The 15950-nt window shown below is 73.2% G+C and carries 11 protein-coding genes; 3 read left to right on the forward strand and 8 right to left on the reverse strand.

The annotated features are described in order from the left end of the window. From treY to ACZ2G1_RS06300, 7 genes are all read right to left on the reverse strand, one after another. On the reverse strand, positions 1-2358 hold the full coding sequence (treY, locus tag ACZ2G1_RS06270) for a malto-oligosyltrehalose synthase (RefSeq protein ID WP_095650578.1): 2358 nt from the start codon (positions 2356-2358) through the stop codon (positions 1-3). A gap of 84 nt (positions 2359-2442) precedes the next feature. Then, positions 2443-4629, reverse strand: coding sequence for a glycogen debranching protein GlgX (gene glgX / locus ACZ2G1_RS06275; protein WP_017833337.1), 2187 nt, complete (start codon positions 4627-4629; stop codon positions 2443-2445). 135 nt (positions 4630-4764) lie between these two features. Then, positions 4765-6333 carry an NAD(P)H-hydrate epimerase gene (locus ACZ2G1_RS06280; protein WP_470377588.1) on the reverse strand — a complete coding sequence of 523 codons (1569 nt, stop codon included), beginning with the start codon at positions 6331-6333 and terminating at the stop codon, positions 4765-4767. Beyond that, positions 6330-6701 (reverse strand): holo-ACP synthase, encoded by a 372-nt coding sequence (locus tag ACZ2G1_RS06285; RefSeq protein ID WP_035924832.1) that lies wholly within the window; start codon positions 6699-6701, stop codon positions 6330-6332. The genes ACZ2G1_RS06280 and ACZ2G1_RS06285 overlap by 4 nt, the downstream gene beginning before the upstream one ends. A gap of 77 nt (positions 6702-6778) precedes the next feature. Next, the gene (gene glmS / locus ACZ2G1_RS06290) at positions 6779-8665 is read right to left on the reverse strand and encodes a glutamine--fructose-6-phosphate transaminase (isomerizing) (RefSeq protein WP_095650580.1); all 1887 of its coding nucleotides are present in this window, start codon (positions 8663-8665) and stop codon (positions 6779-6781) included. Between the two features lie 124 nt (positions 8666-8789). Further along, on the reverse strand, positions 8790-9935 hold the full coding sequence (locus ACZ2G1_RS06295; RefSeq protein ID WP_035924835.1) for a mannitol-1-phosphate 5-dehydrogenase: 1146 nt from the start codon (positions 9933-9935) through the stop codon (positions 8790-8792). Further along, positions 9935-12010 carry a PTS mannitol transporter subunit IICBA gene (locus ACZ2G1_RS06300; RefSeq protein WP_031282963.1) on the reverse strand — a complete coding sequence of 692 codons (2076 nt, stop codon included), beginning with the start codon at positions 12008-12010 and terminating at the stop codon, positions 9935-9937. The genes ACZ2G1_RS06295 and ACZ2G1_RS06300 overlap by 1 nt, the downstream gene beginning before the upstream one ends. Before the next feature lie 172 nt (positions 12011-12182). On the opposite strand from ACZ2G1_RS06300, the gene coaA reads away from it, so the two are divergent. Genes coaA through mscL form a run of 3 tightly spaced genes read left to right on the forward strand, consistent with a single transcriptional unit; the run spans position 12183 to position 14383 of the window. Then, positions 12183-13139, forward strand: coding sequence for a type I pantothenate kinase (gene coaA, locus ACZ2G1_RS06305; RefSeq protein ID WP_031282962.1), 957 nt, complete (start codon positions 12183-12185; stop codon positions 13137-13139). Beyond that, positions 13139-13981: a M15 family metallopeptidase gene (locus ACZ2G1_RS06310; protein ID WP_035924842.1), complete on the forward strand. Its 843-nt coding sequence runs from the start codon at positions 13139-13141 to the stop codon at positions 13979-13981. Before coaA ends, ACZ2G1_RS06310 begins: the two co-directional genes overlap by 1 nt. A 9-nt stretch (positions 13982-13990) precedes the next feature. Next, positions 13991-14383: a large conductance mechanosensitive channel protein MscL gene (gene mscL, locus ACZ2G1_RS06315; RefSeq protein ID WP_031282960.1), complete on the forward strand. Its 393-nt coding sequence runs from the start codon at positions 13991-13993 to the stop codon at positions 14381-14383. Between the two features lie 82 nt (positions 14384-14465). Here the strand turns inward: mscL and glmM are convergent, their stop codons facing one another. Next, positions 14466-15821 carry a phosphoglucosamine mutase gene (gene glmM, locus ACZ2G1_RS06320; RefSeq protein ID WP_031282958.1) on the reverse strand — a complete coding sequence of 452 codons (1356 nt, stop codon included), beginning with the start codon at positions 15819-15821 and terminating at the stop codon, positions 14466-14468. Between the last annotated feature and the right edge of the window lie 129 nt (positions 15822-15950).

Raw genomic sequence — 15950 nt, forward strand, 5'->3', positions numbered from 1 at the left:
TCAGGAGTCCTTCCGGCGCAGCAGCGCCACGGGGTAGTCGGCGAGCAGCCGGGACAGCGCCACGGTGCCCGAGTGCGTGCGGCGGGTCAGCAGGTCCTCGAACCCGCCCGCGGGCAGCTCGAGGGTCTCGCCGTCGAAGCCGCCCGCGGCGGCGAGGCCGAGGGGCAGGCGGGTGGCCACGGTCACGGCGCCGCCGCGGTCGAACGCGAACACGTGCCCGGCCAGCGGGCCGGACGCGGTCAGCGGGGTGTAGCCGGTGAACAGCTCGGGGTGGTCCCGGCGCAGCCGCAGGGCGCGGCTGGTGACGAGCAGCTTGGCCGCGCCGTCCGGTCCCACGGCGGGGATCCCGTCGGCGGTGCCGCCCACGGGGGTGTCCAGCCGGGCGAGCCCGGCGGCCCGGGCCCCGAAGTCGACGGGACGGCGGTTGTCCGGGTCCACGAGGGACTCCGCCCACAGCTCGGAGCCCTGGTAGACGTCCGGGACGCCGGGCATCGTGAGCTGGACGAGCTTGGCGGCGAGCCCGTTCGCCCAGCCGGCCGCGGTGACGTGCTCGGCGAAGCCCTCGACGACGGCCCGCATCTGCGGGTCGTGGTGGACGAGCTCGACGAACCGGGTGAGCCGCTGCTCGAACCCGGCGTCCCCGTCGACCCAGGCGGTGGAGTTGCCGGCCTCGCGAGCGGCCTTGAGGGCGTAGTCCAGCACGCGCTCCTGCGAGATGGGCCAGGCGCCCACCACGGCCTGGAGCACGAGGTTCACGAGCGGGCCGTCGCCCACGAGGGCCCCGGCCTGCTCGGCGAGCTTCTTGACGGTGCCGACCACGCCGGCCCACTGCTCCCCCGCCTCGGCGAGCACGGTGATCCGTGCCCGCACCGCCTCGGAGCGCTTGGTGTCGTGCGTGGACAGCGTCGTCATCGCGAGGGGCTCCTCGGCGGCCCGGCGGGCGAGCTCGGCGTGCGCCTCCTCGGGGGTCACGGCGAAGTGCGACGGGTCGCCGCCCACCTCGGTCAGCGAGGTCAGGCGGGGGAAGCGGTAGAACGCGGTGTCCTCGACGCCCTTGGCCATCACCATCCCGGAGGTCTGCTGGAAGCGGCGGGCGAGCTCCCCGAGCCCGGCCTCGTCCGTGGCGTCGACCCCGAGCAGCCCGCCCAGGGTCCCGATCGCGCCGGCGAGGTCCGGGCGCTGCTCCCGGGCGGCGTCGAGGGCAGCCCGCAGGTGCTCGGCGCCCTCGGGCAGGTAGCTGCGGTAGACGGGGAAGTTCGCGAGGATCTCCGCCAGGGCGTCCTCGGCGACGGCCCGGTCCAGGCCGGCGTCCTCGGGCACGAGGCGGGCGAGGCGCCGGACCTCGGCCAGCAGCGCGCCGTCGGCCATGGCGCGCTTGGTGCCGTGGATCATCTCGTCCCAGTGCACGGGCTCCCCGCCCCGCAGCCGGGCGTCCAGGCTGGTGAGCGCGTACTCCCCGGCCGGGTCGGTGAGCAGCCGGTCGATCACGCCGAGGGCGTCGTAGCCGGTGGTGCCCGCGGTGGCCCAGTCGCGGGGCAGCCGCTCGCCGGGCTCGAGGATCTTCTCGACGACGACGTAGGCGCCGCCCGTGAGCTCCTTCAGCTGCTCGAGGTACTGCCGCGGGTCGCGCAGCCCGTCGGGGTGGTCGATGCGCAGGCCGTCGACGAGGCCCTCGTCGATCCACCGCTTGATCTCCGCGTGGGACTCCTCGAAGACCTCCGGGTCCTCGACGCGCACGCCCGCGAGCGTGGCGACGGTGAAGAACCGGCGGTAGTTGAGCTCGGCGTCGCCGCGGCGCCAGTTCACCAGCTCGTAGTGCTGCCGGTCGTGGACGTCCTGCGGGTCGTCGCCCTCCGCCCAGGTGCCCTCGGCCAGCGGGTAGACGTTGTCGTAGTAGCGCAGCGTGCCGTCCTCGACCCGCAGCTGCGCGAGCTCGTCGTCGCCGTCGCCCAGCACGGGGATCAGCACCCGGCCGCCGCCGGACGCCCACTCGACGTCGAAGGCCTTCGCGTACGGCGAGGCCTGGCCCTGCGCGAGCAGCGACCACCACCAGGGGTTCTGCTCCGGGGCGGCGACGCCCTGGTGGTTGGGGACGATGTCCACGAGCACGCCCATGCCGCGGGCGTGGGCGGCGTCGGCGAGCGCCTTGAGCCCGGCGGCGCCGCCCCGGACGGGGTCCACCTCGGCGGGGGACGCGACGTCGTAGCCGTGGTCGGAGCCGTCGACGGCCCGGAGGATCGGCGACAGGTAGACCCAGTCCGCGCCGAGGTCGTGGAGGTAGTCCACGAGCCCCGCGGCACGGTCGAGCGTCAGGTCGGAGGTGATCTGGAGTCGGTAGGTCGAGATAGGTGTGCGCACCGCACCAGTCTGTCGGCCCGGCCCCGGAAACACCAGCAGGCTGTCGACCCGTGTCCGGGTCGACAGCCTGCCGGGGCCGTCAGCTCACTGGTCCTGCGGCGTCTTCGCGTACGCGGCCACGGAAGCGGCGACCGACGCGTCGGGCTCCTCCTCGGGGGCCTCGTAGGCGCGCAGCACGACCATGGACTTGCCGTCCAGGGTGATCGAGGTGCGGGCCTTGCGGATCTGGCCGTCGGCGTACTTGCCCGCGGTGTCGATGACCTCCTCCCACTGCCGGCCGTAGCGCACCGGCGGGAGCTTGACCTTCACGGGCTCCGGGTTGGAGTTGAAGTACACGATGAAGTTCACGTCCGTGATGGGCCGCCCGCGCATGTCCACGCCGGCGATGCCGTTGCCGTTGAGCCACATCCCGAAGGACCGGGACAGGGGCTCGTCCCAGTCGGCGGGCTTCAGCGGCGCGCCGTCCGTGGTCAGCCACGCGATGTCGGGCATCGGGCGGCCGGTGTCGTCCGCGTCCATCTCGACGGGACGGCCGTCGAAGAACTCCGAGCGCCGGAAGGACGGGTGGTCGTGGCGCAGGTGGGTCACGGCGGCGACGAACTCGGTGAGCGGGCCGTCCATGGTGTCCCAGTTGATCCACGACAGCTCGTTGTCCTGGCAGTACGTGTTGTTGTTGCCGTCCTGCGTGCGGCCCAGCTCGTCGCCGTGCAACACCATGGGCGTGCCCTGGGACAGCAGCAGCGTCGCGAGGTAGTTGCGCTGCTGGCGGGAGCGCAGGGCCAGCACCTCGGGATCGTCGGTGGGGCCCTCCACGCCGCAGTTCCAGGAGCGGTTGTGGGACTCGCCGTCGTTGTTGCCCTCGCCGTTGGCCTCGTTGTGCTTCTCGTTGTAGGAGACCAGGTCCCGCAGCGTGAAGCCGTCGTGGGCGGTGACGAAGTTGATCGAGGCGAACGGCCGGCGGCCGCTGTGCTCGTAGAGGTCCGCCGAGCCGGTGATCCGGGAGGCGAACTCGCCGAGGGTCGCGGGCTCCCCGCGCCAGAAGTCGCGCACGGTGTCCCGGTACTTCCCGTTCCACTCCGTCCACTGGGGCGGGAAGTTGCCCACCTGGTAGCCGCCGGGGCCCACGTCCCACGGCTCGGCGATGAGCTTCACCTGGGACACGACCGGGTCCTGCTGGACGAGCTCGAAGAACGTGGCCAGCTTGTCCACGTCGTAGAACTCGCGGGCCAGGGCGGAGGCGAGGTCGAAGCGGAAGCCGTCCACGTGCATCTCGGTCACCCAGTAGCGCAGGGAGTCCATGATGAGCTGCAGCGAGTGGGGATGGCGGACGTTGAGGGTGTTGCCGGTGCCCGTGTAGTCCATGTAGAACTTCTGGTCGCCCTCCACCGTCCGGTAGTAGGCCTGGTTGTCGATGCCCTTCATGGACAGCGTGGGGCCCATGTGGTTGCCCTCGGCCGTGTGGTTGTACACCACGTCGAGGATCACCTCGATGTCGGCCTGGTGCAGGGCGCGCACCATGGCCTTGAACTCCTGGACCTGGCCGCCGAGGTCGTTGGTGGAGTGGTACTCGTTGTGCGGGGCGAAGAACCCGATGGTGTTGTAGCCCCAGTAGTTGCGCAGCCCCTGGTCGAGCAGGGTGCTGTCCTGCACGAACTGGTGCACGGGCATGAGCTCGATGGCGGTGACGCCGAGCTTTTTCAGGTGCGCGATCACCGCGGGGTGGGCCACGCCGGCGTAGGTGCCGCGCTGGTCCTCCGGCACCTCGGGGTGCTGCTGGGTGAGGCCCTTGACGTGGGCCTCGTAGATCACGGACTTGTGGTACGGCGTGCGGGGGGTGCGGTCGCCCTCCCAGTTGAAGAACGGGTTGATCACCACGCCCATCATCATGTGGGGGGCGGAGTCCTCGTCGTTGAACGAGTCCTCGTCGCCGAAGTCGTAGGAGAACAGCGCCTGGTCCCAGTCGATCTGGCCGGAGACGGCCTTGGCGTAGGGGTCGAGCAGCAGCTTGGCGGAGTTGAAGCGCTGGCCCTCGGCGGGGTTCCACGGTCCGTGCACGCGGTAGCCGTAGCGCTGCCCGGGCTGGACGGTCGGGAGGTAGCAGTGCCAGACGTAGCTGTCCTGGGCCGCGACGTCGATGCGGGTCTCGGTGCCGAGCTCGTCGAACAAGCACAGCTCGACCTTCTCGGCGCCCTCGCTGAAGAGGGCGAAGTTCGTGCCGGTCCCGTCGAAGGTGGCTCCGAGGGGATAGGGCTGACCTGGCCAGACTTCCATGGGGGATCTCCTGTCGTACCGCCGGGCAGGGGTCACCGTCAGCGGGCTGGGTGTTGGGGCAAGTGGGATCGATCTTAGCCCGGACCGGAGGCGCCCGTGTCCCCGGGGCGGTCCGCCGGGGCCGGGACCGCCGGCTCAGCGGTCCCGGCGCAGGACCGTGCGCACGTTCGCGGACAGCGCCGTGGGGGGCACGGGGCCGAGGCCCTCCAGCCGGGAGGCGTAGCCGTGCACGGCCACGGCGAGGGCGGCGGCCACCGCGCGGCGGGTGTCCCCGCGGGCCCAGTCCCCCGCGGCGGCGAACGCGTCCGGGTCCTCGGCGCTGCCGGCGAGCGCTGCGCCCATGATGCCCGCGAGGGTGTCCCCGCTGCCGGCGGTCGCCAGCCACGGGCTGCCGTCGGCCTGGGAGAACAGCGTCCCTTCGGGGGACGCCACCAGGGTGGTGGCGCCCTTGAGGACGACGACGGCGCCGGTCGCCTCCGCGGCCGCGCGCGCCCACCGGGCGGGCTCGGCCTCGATCGCCGCCCGGTCCGGCGCCTGCCCGCCGCCGCCGAGGGCGGCGAGCCAGGCGAGCACCTGCTCGAGCTCCCCGGCGTGCGGGGTGAGGACCTTGCCGGGGCCGAGGGCGCCGTCGGCGGCCGCCCGGGCCGCCGCGTCGAGGGCGCCGGCGTCGACGACGGCGGGGATCGGGCCCGCGAGCACGGCGCCGATCCGGGACTCCTGGGCCGCGTCGCCCACCGCGCCGGGGCCCACGACCCACGCCTGGACGTGGACGTCGTCGGGGTGGTCCTCGGAGGCGACCACTTCGGGGCTGGTCAGGCACACCAGGGAGCGGGTGGCGGCGTCGCCGAGGTGGCGGACCATGCCGGCGCCGGCGTCCACGGCGGCGCGCGTGCACATCAGCGCCGCCCCGGGGTAGGTCGGGGAGCCGGCCACGACGCCCACCACGCCCCGGGAGTACTTGTGGGAGGCCGCCCCCGGCCGCGGCCACAGCTCCGCGACGTCGTCGGGCTCCAGGCGCCGCAGCGCGGGGGCGGGCAGGGCGTGCTCGATCCCGAGGGGCACGGTCCGCACCTCGCCGCACCACCGGTCCCCCGGCGGCAGGAACAGCCCGGCCTTGGCCCCGCCGAACGTCACGGTGACGTCCGCGGCCAGGACCGGCCCGGCCACCGCGCCCGTGTCCGCCGAGACGCCCGAGGGGACGTCGCACGCCACGACCGCGGGGGCCCCCTCCGGGGGCCACCGGTCCAGGACCGCGCGGACGAGCTCCGCCGCCGGCCCGCGCAGCCCGCCCCGGGCGCCGGTGCCCAGCACGGCGTCGAGCACGAGGTCGGCGCGGAGCACCTGCTCGGCCGCCTCCTCGAGGGCGGGCCCGCCGTCCCCGGCGCGCAGCACCCGTCCCCCCGCGGCCTCGAGGGCGGCCCCGCCCTCGGGGTGCAGCCGGTCGCCGAGCGCCACGGCGAGCACGGAGGCGCCGCGGCCCGCCAGCTCCGCCCCCGCCCACAGCCCGTCCCCGCCGTTGTTGCCGGTGCCGGCGAGCACGACCACGCGCGCTCCGGCGACCCGCCCCCGGCGCCCGCGCAGGCGCTGCGCGCCGACGAGGGCCAGGCCGTGGGCGGCGCGCCGCATCAGCGCGGGGCCCTCCCCGCGCTCGAGGAAGGGCGTCTCGGCCGCGCGCACCTGCGCCCCGGTCCAGGCGGCGATCACGCCTGCCCCCCGTCCCCGGTGCGCTCGGCGATGACCATGGCCATGGCGATCCCGCCGTCGTGCGTCATGGTGAGGTGCCACCGGTCGATGCCCTGCCGGCGCGCCTCCTCCGCCACCGTTCCCTCGGTGCACAGCAGCGGGGCACCGGAGGGGTCCTTCTCGATCCAGCAGTGCTGCCAGATCATCCCGGGCGGCGCCTTGAGCGCCTTCGCCGCCGCCTCCTTGGCGGCGAAGCGCGCGGCGAGCGAGCGCACGTGCAGATCCCGCTCGAGCGGGGTGAACAGCCGGGCCACGAGGCCGGGGGTGCGGGCGATCTGCTCCTCGAAGCGGGCGATGTCCACCACGTCGATGCCGGTGCCGATGATCATGGTCCCCAGCCTAACGACCGCCGGCCCGCCGCCCGGGAGGAACCGGGGCGGCGGGCCGGCGCAGCGGCGGGCGCGGACTACTCGACGGTGACGGACTTCGCGAGGTTGCGGGGCTGGTCGACGTCGTAGCCCTTCGCCGTGGCCAGCTCGCACGCGAAGATCTGCAGCGGGACCGTGGTCAGCAGCGGCTGGAGCAGCACCGGGGACTGCGGCACGCGGAAGATGTGGTTCGCGTAGTCGGCGACGGCCTCGTCCCCCTCCTCCGCGATGACGATGGTCACGGCCCCGCGGGCACGGATCTCCTGGATGTTGGAGACCACCTTCGCGTGCAGCGAGTCCCGTCCGCGCGGGGAGGGGACGATGACGAACACCGGCTGGCCCTCCTCGATGAGGGCGATCGGCCCGTGCTTGAGCTCGCCGGCGGCGAAGCCCTCGGCGTGGATGTAGGCGATCTCCTTGAGCTTGAGCGCGCCCTCGAGGGCCACCGGGAAGCCGACGTGGCGGCCCAGGAAGAGCACGGACGAGGCGTCCTTCATGGACTGCGCGAGATCCTTGACCGCGGCCTGCGCGTCGATGACCTGCTGGATCTTGGCCGGCATGGCCTCCAGCTCGGCGAGGATCTCCCCGATCTCGTCCTTGTACTTGTTGCCGCGCAGCTGGGCCAGGTAGAGGCCCAGGAGGTAGGCGGCGGTGATCTGGGCCAGGAACGCCTTGGTCGAGGCGACGGCGATCTCGGGTCCGGCGTGCGTGTAGAGCGCGGCGTCGGCCTCGCGCGGGATCGTGGAGCCGTTGGTGTTGCAGATCGCCACGACCTTGGCCCCCTGCTCCTGGGCGTGCCGGACCGCCATGAGGGTGTCCATGGTCTCGCCGGACTGGGACAGGGCGACCACCAGGGTCCGCTCGTTGACGATCGGGTCCCGGTAGCGGAACTCGTGGGCGAGCTCGACCTCGGTGGGGATCCGGCACCAGTGCTCGATCGCGTACCGGGCGACCTGCCCCGCGTAGGCGGCGGTGCCGCAGGCCACGACGACGATCTTGTCCACGGCGCGGAGCACCGCCTCGTCGATCCTGAGCTCGTCGAGGACCAGGTTCCCGTCCGGATCGGTGCGGCCCATGAGGGTCTGCTCCACGGCGGCGGGCTGCTCGTTGATCTCCTTCTCCATGAAGGACGGGAAGCCGCCCTTCTCGGCGGCGGCCGCGTCCCACAGCACCTGGAAGGGCTTGCCGTCCGCGTGGTTGCCGTGGAAGTCGGTGATCTCGTAGTCGTCGGCCGTGATGGACACGACCTGGTCCTGTCCCAGCTCCACGGCGCTGCGGGTGTAGTCGATGAACCCGGAGACGTCGGAGCCGAGGAAGTTCTCGCCCTCGCCCAGCCCGAGCACCAGCGGCGAGTTGCGGCGGGCGGCGACCACGCGGCCGGGGTGGTCCACGTGCACGGCGAGGAGCGTGAACGCGCCCTCGAGCCGGCGGCAGGCGACCTGCATGGCCGCGGTCAGGTCCTGGTCGCCGAGGTCGTTGTAGGTGTCGGCCAGGAGCACGGCGGCGACCTCGGTGTCGGTCTCCGAGCGGAACTCGTGGCCCTTCTCGATCAGCTCGCGCTTGAGCTCGGCGAAGTTCTCGATGATGCCGTTGTGGATCACGGCGAGCCGGCCGCCGTCGACGACGTGCGGGTGGGCGTTGACGTCCGACGGTCCGCCGTGGGTGGCCCAGCGGGTGTGCCCGATGCCGGTGGTGGAGCGGGGCAGCGGGCTGTCGCGCAGCTCCTGCTCGAGGTTGAGCAGCTTGCCGGCCTTCTTGCGGAAGCCGACGGTGCCGTCCGCGACGACGGCCACGCCCGCGGAGTCGTAGCCGCGGTACTCGAGGCGCCGGAGGCCCTCGACGAGGACGTCCAGGGCGTCGTGCCCGGAGCCGGGCACGTCCGAGCGCTGGGAGGAGGGGCCCACATATCCAACAATTCCACACATGCGCTTCACAGTACCGCATGGATCTCGCCCGGCCGGGCGCACCGGACCCGGCGGGCCGGGCCGTGTTCTCGCCTCTTCTGGGGACACGGCCCGTCCCGCCTGTGGGCCCTTCCGTGGGGTCCGGTCAGCCCCGGCGCTCCCGGACGGCGTCGGCCACCAGCGCCTCGAGCGGCGGGAAGAGCGGGTGCCCGGCGTCCAGCCCCGTGATCTCCCGGACGGCGTCGGCCGGCTCCAGCGTGTCGAGGAGCTCGCCCAGCCGGACGGCCTCCGGGTCGTCGGCCGGGTCGAAGCGCAGGGCGGCCCCCACGGCCGCCTGCAGCCCGTCGGTGCCCAGGCCCCGTTCGGCCAGCTCGGCCGCCGGGCCCACGAACCGCTCGTGCCGGCCGAGCTTGCGCAGCGGGGCGCGGCCCACGCGCTCCACGGTGTCGGGGAGGTGCTCGTTGGCGAAGCGGTCGAGGATCTTCGCGACGTAGCGTCCGTGCTCCTGCTCGTCGAACCCGTGCTTCGCCACGAGCAGCGCCTGCGTCTCCGCGAGCGCTGCCGCGACCCGCTCCCGGATCCCGGGGTCGGCGATCGCCTCCGCGATGCGGTGCCGGCCGGCCCGGTAGCCGAAGTACGCGCACGCGGCGTGGCCGGTGTTGACCGTGAACAGCTTGCGCTCGATGTAGGGCACGAGGTCGTCGACGTAGGTCGCCCCCTCGATGGCCGGCTCGCCCCCCGCGAACGGGGTGCGGTCGATGACCCACTCGTGGAACTGCTCCACGACCACGTCGAGCCCGCCGCCGTCCTGCTGGGGCACGATCCGGTCGACGGCGGTGTTGGCGAACACCGCCCGGCGGTCGAGGTCCTCGCCGCCGTACTCGGCGCGGACGGCCTCGGCGAGCAGGTCCGTGGCGGACAGGGCGTTCTCGCACGCCATGACCGCCACGGGGGATGCGCCGTCCGGGCGCGCGGCGATGCCGCGCGCCACGAGCGGCGCCACGAACTTGAGGATGTGCGCGCCCACGGCCGTGGTGACCACGTCCGCCGTGGCGATCTCGGCGACCACGGACTCCGGGGCGTCCGCCGAGTTGAGCGCCCGGTACCCCTCGACGACCGTGTCGCGGGAGCCGGCGCCGACCTCGTGGACGGTGTAGCTGGGGGTCGACGCCAGCGCGTCGATCAGCGGGGCCGCCACGTCGGCGAACACGACCTCGTAGCCCGAGCGGTGCATGAGCAGGCCGACGAAGCCGCGGCCGATGTTGCCCGCCCCGAAGTGGACGCACTTCATCAGTCGTTCACCTTCCCCAGCAGGTCGAGCACTTCGTCGGCGGTCCTCGCCTCGTCCAGCTGGCGCACCTTCTCCTTGTTGCCGAAGATCTTCGCGACCCGGGAGAGGATCGCGAGGTGCTCGTTGTCCTTGCCGGCGATGCCGATCACCCAGGTGACGGGCTTGCCGTTCCAGTCCAGGCCCTCGGGGTAGCGCACGACCGACAGGGCCGAGGAGCGGATGCTGTCCTTCGCCTGGTTGGTGCCGTGCGGGATGGCCAGGCCGTTGCCCATGAAGGTGGACACCGACTCCTCGCGCTCGTGCATGGAGGCCACGTACGCGTCGGTCACGGCACCGGCCGCCACCAGCAGGCCGCCGGCCTCGTCGATGGCCTGCGCGGCGTTGCGCGCGCCGCCGTCCATGACGATCCGGTCCCTGGTGAGGATGGTGGCGTCCCCGGACGTCCCGGCGCCCTCGCCCGGGTCCGCGGCCACGGTGTCGCCGCCGGAGGCCGCTCCCCCGCCGCCGGCCGTGGCCGCCGCCGCGCCGCCGCCCGCCGGGACGGCGGCGCCGTTGCGCTGCTGCACGGCCTCGACGATCTCGTCGTAGCGGGGGCTGCCCATGAAGTTGTCGACGGTCACCACCGCGGCGCTGGGCACCTTCGGCCGGGCGCGGGTGGCCAGGTCCTGGTGGGTGACCACGATGTCGAAGTCGTCGGTGAGGTTGGCGATCGCCGCGTTGGTGACCTTGACGTCGGCGAATCCGGCCGCCTTGACCTTGTTCCGCAGCACGGAGGCGCCCATCGCGGAGGAGCCCATGCCGGCGTCGCACGCGAACACGATGCGCTGCACCGGTCCGCCGTCGGCCAGCTCACGGGCGGGGGTCCCGCCGGTGTCCGCGCCGCCGCTGGTGCCGACGATCGCGGAGGACACGGAGCTCTTCTTGCCCTTCATCCCCTCCATCCGGGAGGTGGCCTCGGTGAGGTCTCCCTCGCCCTTGTCCTTGGAGGCCTTGAGGATGATCGAGGCCACGAAGAAGGACACGGCGGTCGCGGCCGTCACCGCGAGGGCCACGCCCACGTAGCTGTCGGTGGTGGCCTGGGCGAAGATCGCGATGATCGAGCCCGGGGCGGCCGGGGCGCGCAGGCCCGCGTCGAAGAGGGTCAGCGTGAAGATGCCCGTCATGCCTCCCGCGATCGCCGCCAGGATCAGCGCCGGCTTCATCAGCACGTACGGGAAGTAGATCTCGTGGATGCCGCCCACGAAGTGGATCAGGGCCGCGCCGGGGGCCGAGGCGCGCGCGGCGCCGCGGCCGAAGACCGTGTAGGCCAGCAGGATGCCCAGACCGGGGCCGGGGTTGGCCTCGAGCAGGAAGAGGATCGACTTGCCCTCCTCCAGGGCCTGGGCGGTGCCCAGGGGGGTGAGGATGCCGTGGTTGATCGCGTTGTTGAGGAACAGCACCTTCGCGGGCTCGATGAGGATCGAGGTCAGCGGCAGCAGCCCCCGGGTGACCAGGAAGTCCACCGCCGAGGCGGCCGCGTTGGAGAAGGCCAGCACGGCGGGGCCGATCAGGAAGAAGCCGAAGATGGCCATGGCCGCGGCCAGGATGCCGGCGGAGAAGTTGTTCACGAGCATCTCGAAGCCGGGCTTGATCTTCCCGTCCCAGATGGCGTCGACCTTCTTCATCACCCACGCGGTCAGCGGGCCCATGAGCATCGCCCCGATGAACATGGGGATGTCGGTGCCCACGATCACGCCCATCGTGGCGATCGCCCCGACCACGCCGCCGCGGACGTCGTAGACCATCCGCCCGCCCGTGTAGGCGATCAGCAGCGGCAGGAGGTAGGTGATCATCGGGCCGACCAGGCCCGTGTACGGCTCGCCCTCGGCGTTCTCGCCGAACCCGCCCAGCGGGCCGAAGGGGGTGAAGCCCGCCTCGATGAAGAACGCGGTGATCAGCCCCCAGGCGATGAACGCCCCGATGTTGGGCATGATCATCCCCGAGAGGAACGTGCCGAAGCGCTGCACGTGCGCGCGGGCCGCCGTCGACCGCCCTCCCGCCGGTGCTGTGGTCTCTGAGGTCGTTGCCGTCGCCATGGTCCTGTCCTGACTCTCGAGCGGGGTGGTCCTCCACCGGCGGAGCGCACGCGCCGTGCACTGCTGTGAGTTCTCTCACGGCGAATACCGGATCGAGACCAAATCTACACCCGGGTACGGGGCCTGTCTCCGGTACACCTCGGGCGCCGAGGTGCGGTCTAGACTGTGGTCGATGACCGCATCTACGCTGAGCGAACGCGCCTCGCCCTTCGTGGAGCTCGACCGGCAGACCTGGTCGAGACTCTCCCACGAGATCGACGTTCCCCTCACCTCTCGGGAGATCGAGAACCTGCGCGGCCTCGGCGACCGGCTCGACGTCGCGGAGGTCCGCGAGGTGTACCTCCCCATCTCGCGGCTGCTGACCCTCTACGACGAGTCGTCGAACCGGCTCAACGCCTCGACCAACGCGTTCCTCGGCGAGGAGCACGCCCGGACCCCGTTCGTGATCGGCATCGCCGGCTCCGTGGCCGCCGGCAAGTCCACCACGGCCCGCCTCCTGCGCGAGCTGCTGTCCCGGTGGCCGTCCACCCCCCACGTGCAGCTCATCACCACGGACGGGTTCCTGTACCCCAACGCCGAGCTGCAGCGCCGCGGGCTCATGGACCGCAAGGGCTTCCCGGAGTCCTACGACCGCCGCGCCCTGCTGCGCTTCGTCGCCAAGATCAAGTCGGGCGCCCCCGAGGTGCGGGCGCCCAAGTACTCGCACCACAGCTACGACATCCTGCCCGGCGAGGAGGTCGTGGTGACCCGCCCGGACGTGGTCATCATCGAGGGGCTCAACGTGCTCGCCCCCGCCAAGGTGGGCCCCGGGGACCGGGCCGCCCTCGCCCTGAGCGACTTCTTCGACTTCTCGATCTACGTGGACGCCCGGCCCGCGGACATCGAGCGCTGGTACGTGGAGCGGTTCCAGGCCCTGCGCTCCTCCGCGTTCGCCGACCCCGGCTCCTACTTCCACCGCTACGCCGACCTCTCCGACGAGAAGGCCGTGGCCACCGCCACCGGCATCTGGCGGCGGATCAACGAGCCCAACCTGATCGAGAACGTGCAGCCGACGCGCGGCCGCGCCCGGCTGATCCTCTCCAAGGACTCCGACCACTCGATCCGGCGCGTGCTGCTGCGCAAGAACTGATGGACGCCCTGCGCGCCGGCGCCCTCCTGCTCACCGCCGCGGTGCTCGTGGCCGGGTGCGCACCTGATCCCGGGGCCGCTCCCCCGGCCCCGCCGGAACCCTCCGGCACCACCGCGGCACCGGCCGCGCCCGCCCCGCCCGGGTCCGGTCCTGCGTCCGTGCCGGCTCCGGCGTCCCCGTCCGGGCCGGCGTCCGCCTCCGGCACGGCGTCGCCGGCACCGGCGCCCACCACCGGCCGGGGGCCGGGACCGCGTCCGGAGCTGGACGACCCCGCCTCGCTCGCCGTGGTGGTCAACAAGCGTCGGCCCCTGGACCCGCAGGACTGGGCACCCGCCGCCCTCGAGGACCTCGAGGGGCACCTGCTGCGCCCCGAGGCGGCCGCCGCGGCGCGCACGCTGCTGGCCGCGGCCCGGGCGGACGGCGTGCCGGTCCGGATCGTGTCGGGCTACCGCTCCTTCACCGAGCAGTCCCGCACGTACGCCGGGTGGGTGGCGCAGAAGGGCCCGGAGGCCGCCGACACGGCGTCCGCCCGCCCGGGTCACTCGGAGCACCAGACCGGGCTGGCGGTGGACGTCGGCGAGGGCTCCGGGTGCGACCTGCGCGTGTGCTTCGACGGGACGGCCACCGCCGCGTGGGTGGCCGAGCACGGGCCGGAGCACGGCTTCGTGGTCCGCTACCCCTGGGGCGAGCACGGCACCACCGGCTACTGGTACGAGCCGTGGCACCTGCGCTACCTCGGGACGGAGCGGGCCCAGGAGCTCGCGCGCTCGGGCGCCGCGACGCTCGAGGAGTTCTCCGGCCTGCCGCCGGCCCCGGACTACGGACCACCCGCGCCCGGCTAGTCTGTGGCCATGCTCAAGGGATTCCGGGAATTCATCATGAAGGGCAACGTGCTCGACCTGGCCGTCGCCGTGATCATCGGCGCGGCGTTCGCCCAGGTCGTCAACGCCATGGTCGAGGCGGTGCTCATGCCGCTCATCTCCGCGCTGGTCGGCTCGCCCAACTTCGACTCGTTCGCGGTGCTCACCGTCAACGGCAACGACATCAGGTTCGGCGTGCTGCTCACCGCGCTCGTCAACTTCCTGCTCGTGGCCGCCGCCGTGTACTTCGCCATCGTGCTGCCGATGAACAAGATGATCGAGGCCCGCAACCGCCGGCTCGGCATCGATCCCACCCAGGAGGAGGCCGACGCCCAGGTGCAGCTGCTCACCGAGATCCGCGACGCCCTGCGCCGACGCACCTGATCCCGGTCCCGCCGGTCCCGCCGGACGCCGGAGGCCCGCACCGTGCGCACGGTGCGGGCCTCCGGCGCCCGGCGGGACCGGCTCAGACGGTGAGGGCCAGCTCGCGCTCCACGACGGACGCGAGGAACTCCGTCTCGGCCCGGGCGATCTCCTCGGAGGCCGCCTCGACCATCACGCGGACCACCGGCTCGGTCCCCGAGGGGCGCAGCAGCACGCGGCCCGTCTCGCCGAGGCGCTGCTCGACCTCCGCGACGGCCGCCTGCACCCCGGGGTTGGAGCCCACCGCGGTGCGGTCCACCCCGCGCACGTTGAGCAGCACCTGCGGCAGCCGCGTCATCACGCGGGCCAGCTCCGCGAGCGGTGCGCGGGTCTGGGCCACGCGCGAGGCCAGCATCAGCCCGGTCAGCAGCCCGTCGCCGGTGGTGGCGTAGTCGGACATGATCACGTGGCCGGACTGCTCGCCGCCCAGGTTGTACCCGTGCTCGGTCATCGTCTCGAGGACGTAGCGGTCCCCCACGGCGGTCTCCCGCACGTCGATGCCCGCGTCCCGCAGGGCCAGCTTGAGGCCGAGGTTGCTCATCACGGTGGCCACGAGCGTGTCCTCGACGAGCCGGCCCGCGTCCTTGAGCGCCAGGGCGAGGATCGCCATGATCTGGTCCCCGTCGACCTCGCGGCCGGTGGCGTCCACGGCGAGGCAGCGGTCGGCGTCGCCGTCGTGGGCGATCCCGAGGTCGGCCCCGAGCTCGACGACGGCCCGCTGGAGGGGCTCCAGGTGGGTCGAGCCGCAGCCGTCGTTGATGTTCAGGCCGTCGGGCTCCGCGCCGATGACGTGCACCTCGGCGCCCGCGCCGCGGAAGGCGTCCGGCGAGACCCCGCTGGCGGCGCCGTTGGCGCAGTCCAGGACCACGCGCATCCCCTCGAGCCGGTGCGGGATGGCCCCCACCAGGTGCAGGACGTAGCGGTCCTCGGCGTCCGTGAGCAGGTGGATGCGCCCGACCCCGGCGCCGGTGGGGCGCCGGAAGTCGCCGGACTCGAAGACCTGCTGGATCTCGTCCTCCACCCGGTCCGGGAGCTTCCGCCCGCCGTGGGCCAGGAACTTGATCCCGTTGTCGGGGGCCGGGTTGTGCGAGGCGGAGATCATCACGCCGAAGTCGGCGTCGAGGTCCGCCACCAGGTAGGCCAGCGCGGGGGTCGGCAGGACCCCGGCGTCGTGGACGTCCACGCCCGAGCCGGCGAGACCCGCGGTCACGGCGGCGCTGAGGAACTCCCCGCTGGCCCGCCCGTCCCGGGCGACGACCGCCGTGGGGCGCCGCCCCTCGCGTGCGTGGCCGTGGCCGAGCACGATCGCGGCGGCCTGGGCCAGGTCCAGGGTCATGTTGGCTGTGAGGAGGTCGTTCGCGAGCCCGCGCACGCCGTCCGTTCCGAATAATCTAGACATCGCCCCCATCCTACGTTCCCCGCGGCCCGGACACCGGCAGGCGGGCAGAAACGAAGGGACCCCGTCCGACACCGGTGTGCACCGGGTCGGACGGGGTCCGTGACGCTGGGGCGGGCCGGGAGGCCCTCC

This window comes from Kocuria sp. KKT182 (assembly GCF_055635395.1).

Excerpts from the sequence above, each read along its gene's own strand:
- glmM (WP_031282958.1), bottom strand. The coding sequence starts at position 15,821 with ATGTCTAGATTATTCGGAACGGACGGCGTGCGCGGGCTCGCGAACGAC.
- mscL (WP_031282960.1), top strand. The coding sequence starts at position 13,991 with ATGCTCAAGGGATTCCGGGAATTCATCATGAAGGGCAACGTGCTCGAC.
- ACZ2G1_RS06295 (WP_035924835.1), bottom strand. The coding sequence starts at position 9,935 with ATGAAGTGCGTCCACTTCGGGGCGGGCAACATCGGCCGCGGCTTCGTC.
- glmS (WP_095650580.1), bottom strand. The coding sequence starts at position 8,665 with ATGTGTGGAATTGTTGGATATGTGGGCCCCTCCTCCCAGCGCTCGGAC.
- ACZ2G1_RS06310 (WP_035924842.1), top strand. The coding sequence starts at position 13,139 with ATGGACGCCCTGCGCGCCGGCGCCCTCCTGCTCACCGCCGCGGTGCTC.
- ACZ2G1_RS06300 (WP_031282963.1), bottom strand. The coding sequence starts at position 12,010 with ATGGCGACGGCAACGACCTCAGAGACCACAGCACCGGCGGGAGGGCGG.
- coaA (WP_031282962.1), top strand. The coding sequence starts at position 12,183 with ATGACCGCATCTACGCTGAGCGAACGCGCCTCGCCCTTCGTGGAGCTC.
- ACZ2G1_RS06285 (WP_035924832.1), bottom strand. The coding sequence starts at position 6,701 with ATGATCATCGGCACCGGCATCGACGTGGTGGACATCGCCCGCTTCGAG.
- glgX (WP_017833337.1), bottom strand. The coding sequence starts at position 4,629 with ATGGAAGTCTGGCCAGGTCAGCCCTATCCCCTCGGAGCCACCTTCGAC.